General features: G+C 34.4%; 15 protein-coding genes. 9 read left to right on the top strand and 6 right to left on the bottom strand.

Annotation, left to right across the window (positions count from 1 at the left end; translation table 11 throughout):
* The first annotated feature begins 134 nt into the window (after positions 1 to 134).
* Positions 135 to 512, top strand: coding sequence for a DoxX family membrane protein (locus tag BUC23_RS16580; RefSeq protein ID WP_073211612.1), 378 nt, complete (start codon positions 135 to 137; stop codon positions 510 to 512).
* 79 nt (positions 513 to 591) lie between these two features.
* Here BUC23_RS16580 and lpdA read toward each other — a convergent pair whose 3' ends face one another.
* The 4 genes from lpdA to BUC23_RS16560 all read right to left on the bottom strand — a co-directional run bounded on the left by lpdA (position 592) and on the right by BUC23_RS16560 (position 3164).
* On the bottom strand, positions 592 to 1995 hold the full coding sequence (gene lpdA, locus BUC23_RS16575; RefSeq protein WP_073211609.1) for a dihydrolipoyl dehydrogenase: 1404 nt from the start codon (positions 1993 to 1995) through the stop codon (positions 592 to 594).
* A gap of 128 nt (positions 1996 to 2123) precedes the next feature.
* On the bottom strand, positions 2124 to 2414 hold the full coding sequence (locus BUC23_RS16570) for a type II toxin-antitoxin system RelE/ParE family toxin (protein WP_073211638.1): 291 nt from the start codon (positions 2412 to 2414) through the stop codon (positions 2124 to 2126).
* Positions 2404 to 2649 carry a hypothetical protein gene (locus tag BUC23_RS16565; RefSeq protein ID WP_073211606.1) on the bottom strand — a complete coding sequence of 82 codons (246 nt, stop codon included), beginning with the start codon at positions 2647 to 2649 and terminating at the stop codon, positions 2404 to 2406. Before BUC23_RS16565 ends, BUC23_RS16570 begins: the two co-directional genes overlap by 11 nt.
* Before the next feature lie 56 nt (positions 2650 to 2705).
* On the bottom strand, positions 2706 to 3164 hold the full coding sequence (locus BUC23_RS16560) for an Lrp/AsnC family transcriptional regulator (RefSeq protein WP_073211604.1): 459 nt from the start codon (positions 3162 to 3164) through the stop codon (positions 2706 to 2708).
* A gap of 286 nt (positions 3165 to 3450) precedes the next feature.
* Between BUC23_RS16560 and BUC23_RS16555 the strand changes: the two genes are divergently transcribed.
* Positions 3451 to 4677, top strand: coding sequence for an aminotransferase class I/II-fold pyridoxal phosphate-dependent enzyme (locus BUC23_RS16555; RefSeq protein WP_073211601.1), 1227 nt, complete (start codon positions 3451 to 3453; stop codon positions 4675 to 4677).
* Positions 4678 to 5039: 362 nt separating this feature from the next.
* Positions 5040 to 7196, top strand: a complete 2157-nt coding sequence (locus BUC23_RS16550) for a prolyl oligopeptidase family serine peptidase (RefSeq protein WP_073211598.1) — start codon at positions 5040 to 5042, stop codon at positions 7194 to 7196.
* A 136-nt stretch (positions 7197 to 7332) separates the two neighbouring features.
* On the opposite strand, the gene BUC23_RS16545 is transcribed toward BUC23_RS16550, so the two are convergent.
* The gene (locus BUC23_RS16545; protein WP_073211595.1) at positions 7333 to 9264 is read right to left on the bottom strand and encodes an amino acid permease; all 1932 of its coding nucleotides are present in this window, start codon (positions 9262 to 9264) and stop codon (positions 7333 to 7335) included.
* A 304-nt stretch (positions 9265 to 9568) separates the two neighbouring features.
* Positions 9569 to 12484, bottom strand: a complete 2916-nt coding sequence (locus tag BUC23_RS16540; protein ID WP_073211592.1) for an FAD-binding and (Fe-S)-binding domain-containing protein — start codon at positions 12482 to 12484, stop codon at positions 9569 to 9571.
* A 249-nt stretch (positions 12485 to 12733) separates the two neighbouring features.
* Between BUC23_RS16540 and BUC23_RS16535 the strand changes: the two genes are divergently transcribed.
* The 6 genes from BUC23_RS16535 to BUC23_RS16510 all read left to right on the top strand — a co-directional run bounded on the left by BUC23_RS16535 (position 12734) and on the right by BUC23_RS16510 (position 18843).
* On the top strand, positions 12734 to 14266 hold the full coding sequence (locus BUC23_RS16535; protein WP_073211589.1) for a glycoside hydrolase family 10-like protein: 1533 nt from the start codon (positions 12734 to 12736) through the stop codon (positions 14264 to 14266).
* A gap of 29 nt (positions 14267 to 14295) precedes the next feature.
* The gene (locus tag BUC23_RS16530; protein ID WP_073211586.1) at positions 14296 to 15564 is read left to right on the top strand and encodes an MFS transporter; all 1269 of its coding nucleotides are present in this window, start codon (positions 14296 to 14298) and stop codon (positions 15562 to 15564) included.
* A gap of 108 nt (positions 15565 to 15672) precedes the next feature.
* Positions 15673 to 17283: a glycoside hydrolase family 3 protein gene (locus BUC23_RS16525; RefSeq protein ID WP_073211583.1), complete on the top strand. Its 1611-nt coding sequence runs from the start codon at positions 15673 to 15675 to the stop codon at positions 17281 to 17283.
* Between the two features lie 139 nt (positions 17284 to 17422).
* Entirely contained in the window at positions 17423 to 18061 is a 639-nt protein-coding gene (locus BUC23_RS16520; RefSeq protein WP_073211580.1) for a peroxiredoxin, read from the top strand.
* Positions 18062 to 18144: 83 nt separating this feature from the next.
* Positions 18145 to 18453 carry a thioredoxin family protein gene (locus tag BUC23_RS16515; protein ID WP_073211577.1) on the top strand — a complete coding sequence of 103 codons (309 nt, stop codon included), beginning with the start codon at positions 18145 to 18147 and terminating at the stop codon, positions 18451 to 18453.
* Between the two features lie 132 nt (positions 18454 to 18585).
* The gene (locus BUC23_RS16510) at positions 18586 to 18843 is read left to right on the top strand and encodes a DUF6952 family protein (protein WP_073211635.1); all 258 of its coding nucleotides are present in this window, start codon (positions 18586 to 18588) and stop codon (positions 18841 to 18843) included.
* The last annotated feature ends 142 nt before the right edge of the window (positions 18844 to 18985 follow it).

The raw sequence follows: 18985 nt of genomic DNA, 5'->3' as shown, positions 1-18985 counted from the left end.
ACGGCAATAGGGTGTCTAAATTGAAGGCATAGTTTGCTGATTTAGACGGATTCCACTGGTCAGTTTTGTACAGGAATAAAAGTGCTATGTGATAATAGTATATTTTTAATGTGTAACCAATAAAACCATATATCATGAAAATTGCAATCATCATTATTCGATCTTTACTTGGCCTATTATTTCTCTACACCTCAATCAGTTTCTTTTTACACCTATCTCCTGAGGCTGAAACAACCGGAAACTTCAAAGCTTTTAATGTCGGTTTAATGGCGTCTACTTATTTGATGCCTTTAGCAAAATCTTTAGAATTTCTTTGCGGAATTTCATTTATTACCGGTCGATATGTAACGCTTGCTAACCTTATCATTTTGCCCGTTACTTTAAATATATTATTGATTAATTTTTTCCTAACGCCAGATAACTTGCCAATTGCTTTATTTGTATTTTTTGGAAATATCTTCTTAATCTTTAGCCATTGGGAAAATTACAAAAGCCTATTTGTAGCTAAATAATTTTAGTCCTATATATTGAAAAAACCCGTCTTCTATTAAAAGGAGACGGGTTTCTTTATATTAAAATATATTTTTCTGCTTACACGTGCAACGCTCTATTATCTGTTGCGGCAAGTGCTGCTTCTTTTATCGCTTCTGCAAATGTTGGATGAGCATGAGACATTCTGGAAATATCTTCGGCAGATGCTTTGAATTCCATTGCCGTCACTGCTTCAGCAATTAAATCAGCACAACGAGCACCAATCATGTGAACTCCAAGAACTTCATCTGTTTTTGCATCAGCAAGAATTTTTACAAATCCGTCTAAATCTCCACCAGCACGAGCACGACCTAAAGCTTTGAAAGGGAAACTTCCTGACTTGAAATCTACTCCAGCGGCTTTCAATTGCTCTTCTGTTTGCCCAACTGCAGCCACTTCTGGCCAAGTGTAAACCACACCAGGAATCAAGTTATAGTCAATATGTGGTTTTTGACCGGCTAATATTTCAGCAACCATAGTTCCTTCTTCTTCCGCTTTGTGCGCTAACATTGCTCCACGAACCACATCTCCGATAGCATAGATATTGGGAATGTTCGTTTGCAAATGATCATTCACTTCGACCATCCCTCTGTCTGAGATTTTCACTCCTGCTTTATCCGCATTCAATCCATCAGTGTACGGACGACGGCCTACAGAAACCAATGCATAGTTTCCTTCAAGTGTAATCGTTTCTCCTTTTGCATTTTCAGCTTGAACAGCAACGATGTCGCCATTTCTTTCTACCGACTTCACTTTGTGTGAAACGTAGAATTTCATGCCTTGTTTTTTCAATACTTTCGTCAATTCTTTAGACAATGAAGCATCCATTCCTGGAATGATTCGGTCCATGAATTCTACTACAGAAACTTGCGCTCCCAATCTCAAGTACACTTGACCTAATTCGATTCCAATAACTCCACCACCAATAATCACCAAATGTTTTGGTACTTCAGGCAATTTCAACGCTTCAGTTGAAGTAATGATTCTTTCTTTATCGATTTTGATAAATGGCAAAGAAGATGGTTTTGAACCTGTAGCAATAATGATATTTTTAGCTTCGATAGTTTCAGAAGTTCCATCTGCTTTTGCAACAGCAACGTGCGTAGCATCTACAAAAGAACCCAATCCTTCGAGAACGGTAATTTTATTTTTGTCCATTAAAAATTTCACTCCACCTGAAGTTTGATCAACAACAGCTTGTTTGCGCGCAATCATTTTTTCAAGGTTCACTTTTACTTCACCTGAAACTTCAATTCCGTGGTCTGCAAAATGAGCAATTTCGCTGTAATGATGAGAAGAAGCAAGCAATGCTTTTGAAGGGATACAACCTACATTCAAGCAAGTTCCTCCAAGAGTGGAATATTTTTCGATAATTGCTGTTTTGAAACCCAACTGTGCACAACGAATTGCTGATACATATCCGCCTGGTCCAGAACCTATAATGACTACGTCAAATGAACTCATAGTATATTTTTTTATGATGTTTTTATAAAATGTTGCACAAAATTAAGGAATTAAGTTTTGTTTAAAGTTTAATTCAGAAGGTTTTTTGTTATGAAAATGACATAACCAAATATTCGCCGAAAAATTATTTATGGCTTTTTAGAAGGATCTCTATAAGTGTGGAAAACAGAGTAAATTATAATTTCATCATTAAATACTTCATAAATAATTACAAAAGGGAATTTTTTAAGGGATAATTCTCTGAAAAACGGTTCTTTTTTTAGTGGGAATAGTTCAGGATTCATTTTTAATATTTTTAAATATCCTTTCAGATAAACAAAAAAATCTTTCCCTAATCCCTTTTTTCTACTTTCATAAAATTCAATAGCCTCGATTATTTCAATTTCTGCTAATTTTGAAATAACAATTTTAAAAACCATATTTAGCATTTAATTGCTTTTCCAAATCTTCCCAAGAAGTTGCAAAACTATTTCCGGAATGATAGTCGGCTCTGGCTTCTTCCACTTTTTGATACTGGTTATCCGAAACTATAGAAGCTTTTTCTTCGTTTAAAATAGCGTCAAATATTCCTTCCAAAACGACTAATTTTGAATCATCCTGGATAAGTTTTCCAAAATTCACAATAAGCTTCTGTCTAATTTCCTTAGTTTTCATGGGACAACTGATTTATTCCAAATTTAATTATTTAAAGGCAATAAAACAAGCGACATTTATATATCAACAACGGTAGTGTTTTTCACTTCACTAATCATAAAAGTACTGTGCGTGCTACCTATATGCTGCAAAGTGGTCAGTTTTGTAACCAAAAATTCCCGATAGGCTTCCATATCTTTTACCACTATTTTCAGGATATAATCGTAATCACCGCTCACATGATGGCATTCTAAAACTTCCTTTAGTTTCACCACTTCACTTTCGAACTTCGTAAGAAACTCTTTGGTGTGCTGTATCAATTTAAGATGACAGAAAACCACAAATCCTTTCTCGACTTTCGAACGATTCACTAACACGACGTATTTATCGATAATTCCTTCTCTTTCCAGTTTTTTGATTCGTTCGTAAACGGCAGTAACCGAAAGATTGAGTTTTAAAGAAAGTTCTTTGGTTGTTTTTTTACTATCGGATTGTAATAAAAAAAGCAGTTTTTTATCGATGGCGTCTAGTGTCATTATTTTGAAGTATTTGAAGTGAAATAAAATCTATATAAATCCTATTTAGAAAGCTAATTTAGAAAATTAATTTACATATAAATAATTTTATAGTTTTAAAATCCAATATTAAATGATAGTGTTGATTATTAATCTAGAACACTGTTATTTTGAATTAGATTTCTTGTTGCATCCGAGATTTCTAGCCCAGATAGCAGTGAAAATCCTTTTCTTTTTTTCTTTAAAAAAGAAAAGATTGAAACGAATAGCTGGAAATAGCTCCTAAACAAACGATTAAACATAAACTATGAAAAATTTCAATCCCGCAGACAACATTCAGGATTTACAGTATTTTGGCGAATTTGGTGGTGTAAATCCATCAATTTCTGATTCATCAACCTATACTTTCCTTTCGGCAAAGACGATGTTTGATACTTTTGAAGGCAACATGGAAGGGTGCTACTTGTACTCGCGTCATTCTTCACCAAGTAATTTATATTTGGACAAAGCATTGGCAGCAATGGAAGGAACAGAATCTGCAAATGTTTCGGCTTCAGGAATGGGTGCGATCACTCCTACTCTATTGCAATTATGTGGAACTGGTGATCACATTGTTTCCAGCAGAACAATATATGGCGGAACATACGCTTTCCTGAAAAATTTCACTCCGAGATTAGGCATTAAAACAACATTCGTTGATATCACGAAATTAGATATTGTAGAAGCTGCAATTACTCCTGAAACTAAAGTTTTGTACTGTGAAACGGTGAGTAATCCTTTACTGGAAGTTGCTGACATTGAAGGTTTAGCAAAAATTGCAAAAAGACATAATTTAACGCTTGTGGTTGACAATACTTTTTCACCATTATCCGTTTCTCCGGCAAGATTAGGCGCTGATATTGTGATTCACAGTTTGACAAAATACATCAACGGAAGCAGTGATACGGTGGGTGGTGTAACTTGTGCGTCACAAGAATTTATTGACAGCTTAAAAAATGTAAATAGTGGAGCCAGCATGTTACTTGGTCCCACAATGGATAGTTTACGTTCGGCGAGTGTGATGAAAAACTTACGCACACTACATATTCGAATGAAACAACACAGCCACAATGCGATGTATCTTGCCCAACGTTTTGAAAAAGACGGACTAAAAACAGTTTATCCCGGATTAGCAAGTCATCCAAGCCACGAAATCTATAAAACGATGATTAATCCTGAATATGGTTTTGGCGGAATGATGACATTAGACGTAGGGACTTTGGCAAAAGCCAATGAATTAATGGAATTGATGCAAGCAAAAAATCTGGGTTACCTTGCTGTGAGTTTAGGATTTTACAAAACCTTATTTAGCGCACCGGGAACTTCAACATCTAGTGAAATTCCAATGGATGAACAAATAGAAATGGGATTGACTGACGGTTTAATCCGTTTTTCTATTGGTTTAGACAACGACATCGAAAGAACCTATAAAATGATGAAATCATGTATGATGGAATTGGAAATACTAACGTCAGAAGCAGTTTTGACAGCATAATATTTTTTTAGTTTTTTTGTTAAGAGCCGTTTGAAAGCCATTTCGAACGGTTTTTTTTTTATTTAAAACTCAGATGTTCCCGATTAAAAGTGCATGACATCTAATTTTAACAACAAGAATACCAAAAATATGCATCGTTATTTTTTTTCAAAAACACGATTATTCTTCCTAAATTTTAGTATATTTGATTACCCTACACCACATATAAAACCCTCAAAATCAAACAAATCCAAATTTTAAGTATTGTTACGAAAGTAGCTATGCACGAATCTACAATTAGTCGATAACTTCCCATCCCAAAAAAGAAGTTAATAACTAAAACACCTTAGAATTCTATTTTTAACCATAAAATTAATATTATTATGAAAAAAATTGCTTCCTCTTTGTTGTTATTAATGTTGAGCTCGACACTTTTTGCTCAATGGAATTATCCAAAAACGAAAACAGGTGATACTACTGATACTTATTTTGGAATGACTTACAACGATCCCTATCGTTGGTTAGAAGATTTAAAAAGCCCAGATGTCATCTCCTGGTTTAAAGAACAGGCAGATCTTACGAACAATATAATGAGTAAAATTTCCGGTAGAGATGAACTTATTGCAGAATGGAAAAAACTAGACAAACTTCAGCCGCCAGTCTACTATTATCCAATAAAAGAAAATGGGAGAATCTTTTATCAAAAAAGAATTCCCGGAGAAAAAGTAAGCAAAGTATATTACCGAGAAGGAATGCAAGGAAAAGAACAGTTGCTTTTTGACCCGCTAACTTTTATCCCTGGAAAAACGTTATCAGTACAGCAAATCATACCTAGTTATGATGCTACAAAATTAGTGATAGCCTATTCTGAGAGTGGTGCAGAAGTATCAACAATACAAGTTATGAATGTAGACACCAAGCAATTTCTCCCTGATATTATACCCGCCACTGCCGGACCGGGAAGTTGGACTTTTGATAATAATGCTTTCATGTATATGTGGATTAAATCTGCCGATAATGCAGACCCTACAGGCCGTTTAAACCCAAAAACTAAATTACATAAATTGGGTACGGATGTAAAAACTGATATTGATTTTTTTAGTAATGAAAGCTACCCTGCTTTAAACATTGAAGCTAAAGCCTATCCTTTTGCCTTTTTTGTCAAAGACTCAAAAGACTATATTTTTGCAGGAGAAGGTACAGTGCAAAGAGAAATGAAATTTTACTATGCTCCTATCGCTCAATTGTATTCTGGAAACATTCAGTGGAAATCACTTAGTGCTTTAGATGATAAATTAGTACGCAGTGTAGATATGGATGGTGACAACATATATTCTATAACATATAAAGATGCAAAAAACTATAAACTTATTGCTACCAATTTAAAAAATCCAAATTGGGCTACAGCTAAAACAATCGGAAGTGAGAAAGAATCTCAAACACTAGAATATTTTACCCGTTGCAAGGATTTCCTATTACTCAATTATAGTGATGGTATCAACAACCATGCATATAAGTACAATATTAAAGACCAAACAACGACCGAAATAAAGTTACCTTATACTGGTTTAATAAATATTTCTTGCGTCGATACTAAAACCAATGATTGTTTTATATCCATTACTTCCTGGAACAAACCCTATACTGAATTCTTGTACAATGCCAGTACGAATACCTTTACTGAAAGTCCATTCAACAAACCGGCAGTTTATCCAAATTCCTACAAAAATTTGGTAGTCGAAGAAGTAGAAGTAAAAGGACACGATGGCGTAATGATACCACTTTCAATTATTTATAAAAAAGGGTCAAAAAAAGACGGTTCTAACGTTTGTCTAATGGATAGTTATGGGGCTTATGGCATCAGCATGTCTCCTTGGTTTAATGTTTTTGAAAATTCATTAGCTGTAAAAGGCGTAGTGATTGCCATTCCCCATGTACGTGGAGGCAGTGAAAAAGGTCAAGATTGGTACAAGGCAGGATACAAAACTACAAAACCCAATACTTGGAAAGATTTTATTAGTTGCGGAGATTATTTAGTAGCGAAGGGATATACATCATCAAACAAATTGGCTGGAACCGGCACGAGCGCCGGAGGAATATTAATTTCAAGAGCTATTACCGAAAGACCTGATTTATTTGCCGCCGCTATATGTAATGTCGGTGTTGCTAATGCGATGCGCGCAGAATTTTCTTCAAATGGCCCAGTTAACATACCCGAATTCGGTACTGTGAAAGACGAATCCGAATGCAAAGCGTTATATGAGATGGATGGAATGCAACATGTAAAAACTGGTGTTAAATATCCTGCCGTTATGTGTGTTGCTGGATGGAATGACCCACGAGTTATAGCATGGCAGCTGGGGAAATTTGCAGCTGCAGTTCAAAATGCTTCTACATCCGGCAAACCCGTATTAATGAAAGTGAATTATGATAACGGGCATTTCACAGAGGATAAAGATGTTACATTTGCTAATTTTGCTGACCAATTTGCTTTTGCATTATGGCAATGCGGACATCCTGATTTTCAGCAGAAGAAATAAATTGATAGTTTTTTTGGTATATTAAATGCAATTTACTAGCAAACTATCCTTTCAATAAAAACAATTGATTATAAAAATAAAAAAGCGTTTTGAAACATATTTCCAAAACGCTTTTTTTATACTTGTAACTTAAAAATTAAGCTTCTATCGAATTCAATTTACTGTTATTACGGCTGAAGCCAAAATAAATTACCAGACCTATTAGTAACCATATCGTAAAGTAAATCCAGTTCCAAACACTTAATTCAGCCATCATATACAAACAGCAGATCAATCCTAATAATGGAATCAATGATAAATTTTCTTTGAAAGACCAAACGGACAATCCAACCAAAACAAGTAGAAAAATCCACATTGGAATTTTGTGTTTAAACAAACCAAAACCACTTTCATATTTAATGGAATCCGCAACTGGTAAATCAGAAATTACGGAAGCATATTTGGCATCATCTTGTTGGTACTGGCTCAATAAAACTTCTAAATCCGGCGTTCCTGTCGTCGCATTTTTAGCATCAACACTTACTAAATAATCATATACTTTTTGAGTTTCTTCTTTATTTAAAGACGTAATAATATCAGCTGAATTATTGATTTGAGTTTCATTAGTAATGAAATCCATAGTATTTTTTTTGTTGTATCCAAAAGAAAAAACCAATCCCATAATCAATAAAACGGGCATGATGAATTTTGAATTCACGTAAGGTGTTTTGAATTTCCCACGAGGAATATCTGTTCTGTTTTGTAAAGCCAAAACTCCCGCACAAACCAATACAAAGGCAAATAAAGTTCCTATACTACATAAATCCGTAACCATAGTTAGATTCAAAAACAAAGCAGGAATTGCCACTACAAAACCGGTAACGATTGTAGCATAAGAGGGAGTTTTGAATTTAGGATGCACTTTAGAAAAACGTTTTGGCAATAACCCATCACGACTCATACTCATCCAGATACGCGGTTGTCCCATTTGAAATACTAATAAAACACTCGCCATAGCAATTACTGCACTTACTGCAATAATTCCCGACATCCATTTTAAATGCAATTTATCAAATACGAATGCTAACGGATCTCCAACATTCAATTCGTTGTAACTTACCATTCCAGTTAAGACTAAAGCAATTGCTATATATAATAGGGTACAAATAATAATGGCCCACATCATTCCTTTTGGTAAATCACGCTGTGGATCTTTACATTCTTCGGCAGTTGTCGAAATAGCATCAAAGCCAATATAGGCAAAGAATACCGCCGAAACTCCTTTTAAAACTCCCGCTGCTCCATTAGGCGCAAACGGATGCCAGTTATCAACATCTACATAAAAAATCCCTACTGCTATTACTAAAAGTACAATACATAATTTTACAACAACCATTATATTACTGGCATTACGAGATTCTTTCATCCCACGATATACTAAAGCAGTAATCAATACAATGATCAACAAAGCAGGTAAATCAGCCACTAGGTGAAAAGAACCAATAACCGGCGAAGTAGTCCATGCTGTATAAGCCCCTTGTGTTGCTAAACTTAAGTTTTCAAATGTTTTCCCTCCTTGCATTAAAGCAGTAGCATCTTTAAAACCATTGGAAGCAGATAAATAATCCATTTGGGCATATTGCGGCAGGTGAATTCCCATACTATCGAGCAATCCAGTAAAATAATCGCTCCAGGATATGGCGACCGTTATATTTCCTACGGCATATTCCATTATTAATGCCCAACCTATAATCCAGGCTATAATTTCTCCAAAAGCAACGTAGGAATAAGTATAAGCACTTCCGGATACGGGCACCATCGAAGCAAATTCGGCATAAGCAAAGGCTGCAAAGCTACACGCTATGGCGGTAAACAAGAATAAGAAGATAACAGCAGGACCTCCATCAGCACTTGCTTTACCAATTGTACTAAAAATACCGGCACCAACAATTGCTGCGATTCCAAAAGCGGTCAAATCGCGAGCTGTCAAATGTTTTCCTAACGCATTATGTCCATCCGCATTATTCTTTTCAACTTGTTTTAAAATGTCTTGTACTGTTTTCTTTCTGAATAAACCCTTCAATGCCATATTGTAAATTTTATCATTAAATATTAATATACCGTAATTTTTGAGCTTTTATTTTGCAAATAATGTAAATTTTATTCAAAAATCAAAAACAATAAACAATTATAATTGATGAATAAAAATGTGCTGTTTTTTAATTTGATTTTAACTTTAATGCTAATTCAGAAATTTGACATTACCAAAAAGTCAAAACATTGTAAACAAATTGTTTGAAAATAACATTTTCAAATGTAATCTTATTTAAAAATAATCAATTGCAATTTTTATTTTTTTCGAAAAAAAAATTATTCACTAATTCCTTATCAAATTACTTCAAACAAGTTTTCAAAATTGTAACCGGATGCAAGGCTTTTCTATTTGTCCCATCAAAAATCTGATGACGACAACTTGTACCAGCAGCAGCAATTGAAATAGTCTCATCAGTAGCTCTTATTTTTGGAAATAAAGTATCTTCGCCCATTTGCATACTAATATCATAATGCTCTTTTTCATAACCAAAAGAACCTGCCATCCCACAACATCCCGAGTTATAAATGGTAACCGAGCTGTTTTTTGGTAAGTTCAACATTGCAAAAGTCGCTTCAACAGAACTCAATGATTTTTGATGACAGTGTCCGTGAATTTTTATCGTTTTTTGGATATCTGAAAATTGCCCGGAATGGATTTTATTTTTTGTTATTTCCTTCTTAAAAAACTCTTCGATAGTATAAACGTTTTTCGATAATTGTTCGGCAGTTTCTTTGTCATCTGCCAAACGCAAATACTCATCTCTGAAAGTCAATATCGCGGATGGCTCAATACCTATTAAAGGAACGTCGGCAGTAATAATAGTCGAAAAAATAGTAACGTTTTTATTGGCAATTGTTTTTGCCTCCTCCAGAAAACCTTTGGATATAAAAGCCCTTCCGCTTTCCTCATGGTCAATCAAGAGTACTTCGTAACCCAAATTTGTCAATAATTCATAGGCATCTATACCAACTGAAACATCGTAATAATTTGTAAACTCGTCACAAAATAAATAGAGTTTTCCATTTATAAAAGAAGTAGGTAATTGCTTTGACTTATTTTTCTCAATCCATTTTCGAAGGGTCGTTTTTGCTAATAATGGAACTTCTCTTTTTGGTGCAATTCCCATTACACTTTTTATCATTGGAAGATTTACTATAAAATTAGTTACGGATGGAGCAATACTTCCCAGCTGATTCAATTTAGAATTGTAAGCAAATATTTTGTTTCGCAAAGAGAATCCGTTTGCTTTTTGGTATTGGTATAAAAACTCCGCCTTCAAAGCGGCTACATCTACATTACTTGGACACTCACTGGCGCAGGCTTTGCAACTTACACAGAGTTCAAATACTTTATACAATTCTTCGTGATTAAACTTATTGTCTTTTTCTGAATGCGTTAAGTATTCTCTCAGCGCATTGGCTCGAGCCCTTGTCGTATCTTTTTCATTGCGTGTAGCGCGATAACTTGGACATAAAGTGCCGCCTGCAGAAGGCAATTTCCTGCAATCACCCGAACCGTTGCATTTTTCAGCCAATCTCAAAATCCCCATACTGTCTGAGAAATCCTGAATCGTTTGAATATCCGGTTCTACTCTACCCGCTTCCACCCTTAGATTTTCATCCATTTTCAACGCGTTAACTATTTTTCCTTCATTCAAAATAGTATTGGGATCGAAAGCGGCTTTTATTCGTTTTAGTAATTCATAATTCTTTTCTCCAATCATGAACGGTAAAAACTCGCCACGAACTATTCCGTCACCGTGTTCTCCACTTAATGAACCTCTGTATTTTTTTACCAGATGTGCCACTTCTGTAGCAATGGCTCTAAATTGGTATAGTCCTTCTTTTGTTTTTAGGTTTAATATGGGACGCAAGTGAATTTCCCCAGCACCAGCATGAGCATAATATATCGCGTCCTGCCCATGACTTTTCATCATTGCCGAAAAATCAGCAATATAATTAGGCAAATCACTTAACTCAACAGCAGTATCCTCAATAGAATCGGCTGCTTTATCATCTCCAACAATACTTCCTAAAAGTCCAAGACCCGCTTTTCGTAACTCATTTATTTTATCAATATCTGATCCGTAAATTTTTGGCAAAGCATATCCAAAATTATTATTTTCAAGATCAGCAATCAAAGCGTTGGCTTGTAATTCAGCATCATCCATACTAATGGAAGAAGCCACTTCGAGCATGATAACTGCCTTTGGTTCTCCTTGTATGAAAAATCTGTTTTTGGCTTGTTCCCTATTAGTTTTGGTACAATTCAAAATAGTGTCATCCATCATTTCGCAGGTATACAAATGATGTTTCATCGCTGTAACCACCGCTTCTAAACTTTCTTGGATGGAATGAAAATGCGCCACGACCATAATATTATTCGTAGGCGGCAAAACATCCACTTTCAGGATAACTTCAGTTGTAAAGGCTAGAGTTCCTTCGCTTCCGCAAAGGAGTTTTCCCAGATTTATTGTTTTTTCTGTACCTGAAAATAATTCGGATTTCAATAATAAATCGACGGCATATCCTGTATTTCTTCGGTGAATTTCTGGTTTTGGAAACTGGTTGTAGATTTCTTTTTGGTTTTCTCCATTCGAAAGTTCCTCATAAATTGATTTATAAATTTTACTTTCCAGTGAATCGCCTTTTGTTTTCTCTATAAATTCTGCCGAAGAAAGTTCCTTAAATTCCGCTTTCGATCCATCACTCAAAATAGCTTTAATCTCCACTATTTTATCACGGGTAACTCCATAACGAATAGATGTAGTTCCAGAGGAATTATTCCCTACCATTCCTCCTATCATGCATCGATTTGAGGTCGAAGTATTAGGGCCAAAAAACAAACCATAAGGCTTTAAGTACAAATTCAGTTCATCCCGAATCACTCCCGGCTGAACGGTTATTGTCTTTTTTTCTGCATCAAAAGAAACAATTTTGGTAAAATATTTTGAAACATCTACAATAATTCCATTACCCACAGTTTGTCCTGCTAATGAAGTCCCGGCAGTTCTGGGCGTAAGCGAAATTTTATTTTCATTGGCAAACCGAATCAGTTTAATGATATCACCTTCGTTTTTAGGAAGTGCTACAGCAAGAGGCATAATTCTATAAGCGGAGGCATCCGTTGCATAAATCGTTTTGTGAAGTTCGTCGTATAAAAGTGTTCCTTCTAATGACTCTGACAAATGCTGTAATTGAAGAGCGGTCAACATGGCTGGTATATTATTTAAAAAAAACTGTTATTACAGCTTTCTGCGACAAATATAAATATATAACGGATTAGAATTTTAAAATTCAAATAAGAAAAATCCACATTTTTAAAAAGTACATCGATCTAAATGAAAATTCAAAAAAAACGGCAAAGAAATTGCAGCAGTAAAATAAGTCAAATTTTATCTGGATTTTAACGGGGTAATTTCACTAAAAAAACTATTTTTGAATACTTTATAAACACTATAATAATGAAGAATTACAAGCATATAGGATTGTTAATTTTGTTTCTTTTACTTTCGGTTTTGAATGTAAAAGCACAAATGCAGGTTACAAATCCTAAAAATGAATTTAGAGCCGTTTGGATTGCTACCGTTGTCAATATTGACTGGCCCAAAAGCAGTATCGATAATGTCGCAAAGCAAAAAGCTGATTTTATAGAAATATTAGACACCTATAAAAAATTAAATTATAATGCTGTAATTGTTCAGATTCGAAGTGTTGGAGATGCTTTTTATCCTTCGCAATATGCGCCTTGGTCGCGATTTTTAACCGGTAAAGAAGGAAATGCGCCAAAACCTTATTTTGATCCTTTAGCCTGGATGATTGCTGAATCTCATACCAGAGGTTTCGAATTTCATGCCTGGTTAAATCCGTATCGTGCCACAATGGATTTAAACACCGCTATTTTGAGTCCACAACATGATTATTTCAAGCATCCGGAATGGATGATTAAATATGGTGATAAATATTATTATAATCCGGCTCTTCCTGAAGTTAGCGACCGTTTGATAGCAGTAGTTGATGAAGTGGTTAAAAATTATGACATTGATGCCATTCATTTTGATGATTATTTTTATCCCTACAGAATAAAAGGAGAAGTTTTTAATGACATTGAATCCTACCAAAAATATGGAAATGGGTTAAGTATCGAAAACTTTAGACGATCCAATGTAAATAATTTAGTGAAAAACATTTCAATTTCCATAAAAAAAATAAAACCCTGGGTACAATTTGGCATTAGTCCATTTGGTGTTTGGAGAAACAAATCTGTAGATCCAAAAGGTTCTGAGACAGAGGCTGGTCAAACTAATTATGATGATTTGTTTGCCGATCCAATAGCGTGGATGGACAATAAATGGATTGATTATCTTGTTCCACAACTGTATTGGAGTGTCAATCATCCGAAAGCTTCGTACTCAAAACTGTTGCGTTGGTGGTCAGAAAACTCAAAGAACACGGCAATCTATATTGGAAATGGTTCTTATAAAATAAATGCCGATTCAGATAAAAAATGGAGTAATCCCAATGAAATTCCAGATCAGATCAACATCACCAGAACCTATAAAAATGTACAGGGAAATGCTTTTTTTAGTGCCAAATCATTTTTGAATAAAAATCAAAATGTCACTAAATTATTGATGGAGAATCAATACAAATATCCTGCGCTTCCTAATGTTGTGCCTAATTCTGTGAAGAAGATGGTTATAGTTCCAACAGCAAACAATATCCTTACCAACCCAATTTCTTCAAGCTTTAATGTCAAATATCCTTTATACAGTAAAGTCCGCTATGTAATGGTTTATGGCAGCAAAAGCAACTCGAAAATCGACATCAAAGATCCAAGTCAAATTATTGATAAAGTAGCTTTTAAAGAGAATAACGATACCGTTGCAGTTATCATACCTAACAACAAATTATATAAAAACACCTGTTGTGCCATTACTTTCATCGATTTTTATGGTAATGAAAGCGAACCAACTTTAGTGAACTTTACGCTATAAAATTTGAATTGAATATTACCCCATCTTAAATGAGAAAAGACAACAGCCCTTGGTATTGGATTCCGTTATTAAATTTTGCATCGGGATTTCCGTATGCCATTATCATCAGCGTTTCGGTGATTATGTACAAAAGTTTAGGCATCAGTAATGAAGAAATCGGAGTTTATACGAGTTTATTATACTCACCTTGGGTTATTAAGCCGTTATGGAGCCCGTTTATAGATCTATATGCGACCAAAAGGAAGTGGTTTCTCGCCATGCAATTGGTAATTGCCATTGCCTTTTTAATTGTAGGACTAACCATTCCTATGAGTAATTTTTTTGTACTGAGTTTGGCCATATTTTGGGTAGCGGCATTTGCTTCAGCTTCAAATGATGTGGCTAGCGATGGTTTTTATATGTTGGCTTTAGCCAAAGAACAGCAATCCTTCTTCTTAGGAATTAGAAGTACATTTTACAGACTTTCCATGCTTACCGCCAATGGCTTAATCGTGATTCTAGGTGGTTTTTTAGAACAGAAATACGGAGACAAAAGTAAAGCTTGGTCTTATACGATGATAATCGTAGCATTGGTTATGGCTTTTCTAACCATCTATAACTTTTTTACCACTCCAAAAGTAGAAGAAACTAAACTTACAACTGAAGCAGAAAACAAACAAAGTTTCGGAGTTGTTTTTAAAACCTTTTTTCAAAAGAAACAAATAGGGCTTGTATTAGCCTTTATATTACTTTTCAGATTAGGGGAATCCCAATTACTAAAAATGCTAACCCCTTTTTTAATAGATGAAAAAATCAAAGGCGGCATGGGATTAACCACCGAAGATGTGGGTATAATTTATGGTACATTTGGAGTTGCATCATTGGTAGTCGGAGGAATTCTGGGCGGAATAGCAATTTCAAAAGGAGGTCTTCGCAAATGGATGTTACCTATGTTTTTAGCCATGCATTTACCTATTATTGGATTCATTTTTCTTTCCTATTTTCATCCTGAATCTGTTTACTATGTTTATGCGACTGTGATTGCTGAACAATTTGGATATGGTTTTGGTTTTGCTGCCTTTATGATGTATTTAATTTATGTTGCCGACGGCGAATCGAAAACTTCCCACTACTCTATCGCCACTGGATTTATGGCTTTGGGAATGATGCTTCCAGGAATGTTGAGCGGATTCATTCAGGAATATTTGGGTTATGGGAATTTCTTTATCTGGGTATTTTTAGCAACTATACCGGGATTAATCCTTTCCAGATTTCTAATCTACCCGGCTGATTTTGGCAAGAAATCTGAAATAGAATAAAAGCAACGATTTCATAATATCTGTAATAAATGTGTAAGCATTAAACAATACTCTTTTACACTGTTTACATGAACTTATATTCCTTAAATGGTTAAAAATTATTCTTAAATGACATTAGAACAAAAAATAGGACAATTTTTCTTTCCGGCTGTTTTCATAAACGATACTGAAGAGAACATTCAAGCTACTGAACGATTAATACGAGAATACAATATAGGAGGGCTTACTTTTTTCCATAGCAGAGCGAGTGCCGCAACCAATTATGAAAGTAAGAATAAAGTTATTCTAAACGATGGTAGTTGTCAAAAGTTAAAAGAACTTATTGTACGTTATCAAAAGTGCGCATCCACTCCATTGTTAATGAGCATTGATGCGGAATGGGGATTAGCCATGCGTGTCGAAAAAACACCGCAATATCCGTATGCCATTACACTTGGGGCATTACCATACAGTGAAAAACATTTGGTTTACGAAGTAGGGAAACAAATAGGTTTGGACTTAAAATCAGTTGGAATTCATTATAATTTAGCGCCATTGGCGGATATCAACAACAACCCAAATAATCCGGTAATTGGGTATCGTTCTTTTGGTGAAAATAAAGAAAAAGTAGCTGATTTTGCTATCAAATACTTAAGAGGAATGTCAGACGCAGGCATATTGGGATGTTTGAAACATTTTCCGGGACATGGCAATACAAATGTCGATTCGCATTTGGGGTTACCAGTTTTAGAAGAAAATTTAGAACAATTACTTGAAAACGAATTGTATCCTTTTATTAAAGGAATCGAAAACAATGTCGATTCGATTATGATTGGACATTTAGCTGTTCCTGCTTTGAATAATGGCAAAAATACCTCGGCAACATTATCAAAACCCATTATTGAAACACTTTTGCGTAAGCAGTTGGGCTACGACGGTTTAGTAATTTCGGATGCATTGAATATGCGCAGTGTTTCGAGCTTATATGATAAAAAAGGGCAATTGGAATGGGAAGCTTTTAACGCCGGAAATGACGTATTATGCTTTGCTGAAAATGTTCCCGAAGGAATTCAGGAAATCCTTAAAAATGCAACTCCAGAACGCATTGATGCAAGCTTTAACCGTTTAACGCAAAGCAAACAAAAAGCAGGGATTCTAGATTCTAAAGTTCCTATGAAAATCCTGTCTGCAAACAATTTTGATTTTGAAACCACTTCTATTCTTAACCAAAAAATAGCGGAAAGCTGTATTACAAAAATTAAAGACAATAGCAATACGGAAACAATTTTAGAGGCAAAAAATAGCGGCAAACTTGCCAAATTGAGCCTTTATAAAAGCACTAATAATGCTTTTTTTAAATCGCTAAATAACCAATTACCATCTCCTGAATTCGCTTATGAAAACGGTACTGATGTAGCAATAAATGAATTAGGTAAAAAATTAAGCCAATATGAAACTGTTATTATTTCCTTGTTTGTTCCAAAAGCAAAACCATTAAATAATTTTGAAATAGAAGAAAGTGTACGTCAATTTTTAGGCAACTTGTTTATTTCAAAAAGGTGCATTTTATATGTTTTTGGAAATCCATATGCCTTGCAGGTTATACCTAATTTAGAATACACATCAGGAATCATTCAAATGTACCAGGATTTCGAAGAATTTCAAGAAGTAGCGGCATCTCAACTATTAGAAAACAGCGAATGCAAAGGCACTTTACCGGTACTTTTAAACGGTATTTAATTAAATATCAGAATCATAGACACATTCGATAAGAAAAATTTATTTATAAATAAACATTTATAATCAAAACTGATTACAACAAACCTATTGTTTAAGTTACTTTTGCACCATCAAAAAAAAATAACTTAAAATAATAAATATGTCATTAGTAGGAAAAAAATTCCCAAGTATTGCAGTTGATGCTATTTCAGAAATGGGTGATAATTTAAAAATCAACATTTTCGAAGAAGCTACAAAAAACAACAAAAAAGTACTTTTGTTTTGGTACCCTAAAGATTTTACATTCGTTTGTCCAACTGAATTGCATGCTTTTCAAGCAGCTTTACCTGAATTCGAAAAAAGAAACACAATTGTTATAGGTGCGTCATGCGATACTAATGAAGTACATTTTGCATGGTTAAACACTCCTAAAAACAATGGTGGAATCGAAGGAGTTACTTATCCAATCCTTGCTGACACTAACAGAAATTTATCTAACATTTTAGGAATTCTTGATATTGAAGAAACAGGTTATAGCGAAGAAACAGATTCTATCATTATCGAAGGATCTAATGTAACATACAGAGCTACTTACCTTATCGACGAAACAGGGAAAATTTTCCACGAAAGTGTAAACGATATGCCTTTAGGTCGTAATGTAAATGAGTATTTACGTATGGTTGATGCTTATACACACATTCAGGAAAAAGGAGAAGTTTGTCCTGCAAACTGGGAAGCTGGAAAAGAAGCGATGAGTGCTGACAGAAAAAGTACTGCAGAATACTTAACGCTAAACTAATAAGACAATTTCAATAGCAATGGCAATTTCAATATTTTAAAATTGCCATTGGATTTTGTTATTGAATTTTAAAAAATAAAACTATGTTAATCGAATTAAACGAAGATACATTAGCAGACTTAATTGCAAAAGACGAAAAAGTTGTAGTTCAGTTTTCGGCATCATGGTGTGGAAACTGTCGTATTATGAAACCAAAATTCAAAAAATTGGCTTCAGAAAACGAAACAATTACTTTCGCTTTTGTGGATGCAGAAAATTCTCCAGAATCTAGAAAATTAGCTAATGTGAGTAATTTACCAACCTTTGCTACTTTCGTAAACGGAAAATTAGTGAACGAAACACAAACTAACAAACAAGAAGTTTTAATTGAATTAGTAAACGAAATAGTTTAATTAGATTACTAGACTCACTTAGATTTTTAGATTTCTCAGTTTAACAGATTCCTCGAATCTTTTGATCTAAAATTTTAAAACATTTAAGAAGTCTAAAAATCTAAAATGTCTAAAAATCTAAGAAGTCTTAATATGAAATTACCCGTAATCAAGCATTTAACACAGTTTATAGAAGATAATGATCAAGATTATGTGATAGAAGCGATCGAAGTTCTGGAAGCAATGACCGAAATTTCTTCCTTGAAAGACGAGGAATTAGATGTAATAGGTGAATTGATTTCTAATATGTATGGCGCATTGGAAGTTAACAAACTGGTAAAAAACGGAACGGATAAAAAAGAAGCTTTGAATACTTTCATGAAACGAGTTTTAGGCTCTATTGACAAATAGTTTTGGACATAAAAAATTTAGAAATGGAATTATTCGTATCTAAAATAAAATTAAGGAAACGTAGTCCGTAATGGCTACGTTTTTTTATGCGACATAAATAAAAAAGACATTCGGCTATTTTCGTTTTTTGTACTAAAACGAC

The organism is Flavobacterium xinjiangense, from assembly GCF_900142885.1.
GTDB lineage: Bacteria > Bacteroidota > Bacteroidia > Flavobacteriales > Flavobacteriaceae > Flavobacterium > Flavobacterium xinjiangense.
The sequence above is the reverse complement of the archived record's forward strand: the minus strand, read 5'-3'. Positions and strand labels throughout refer to the sequence as shown.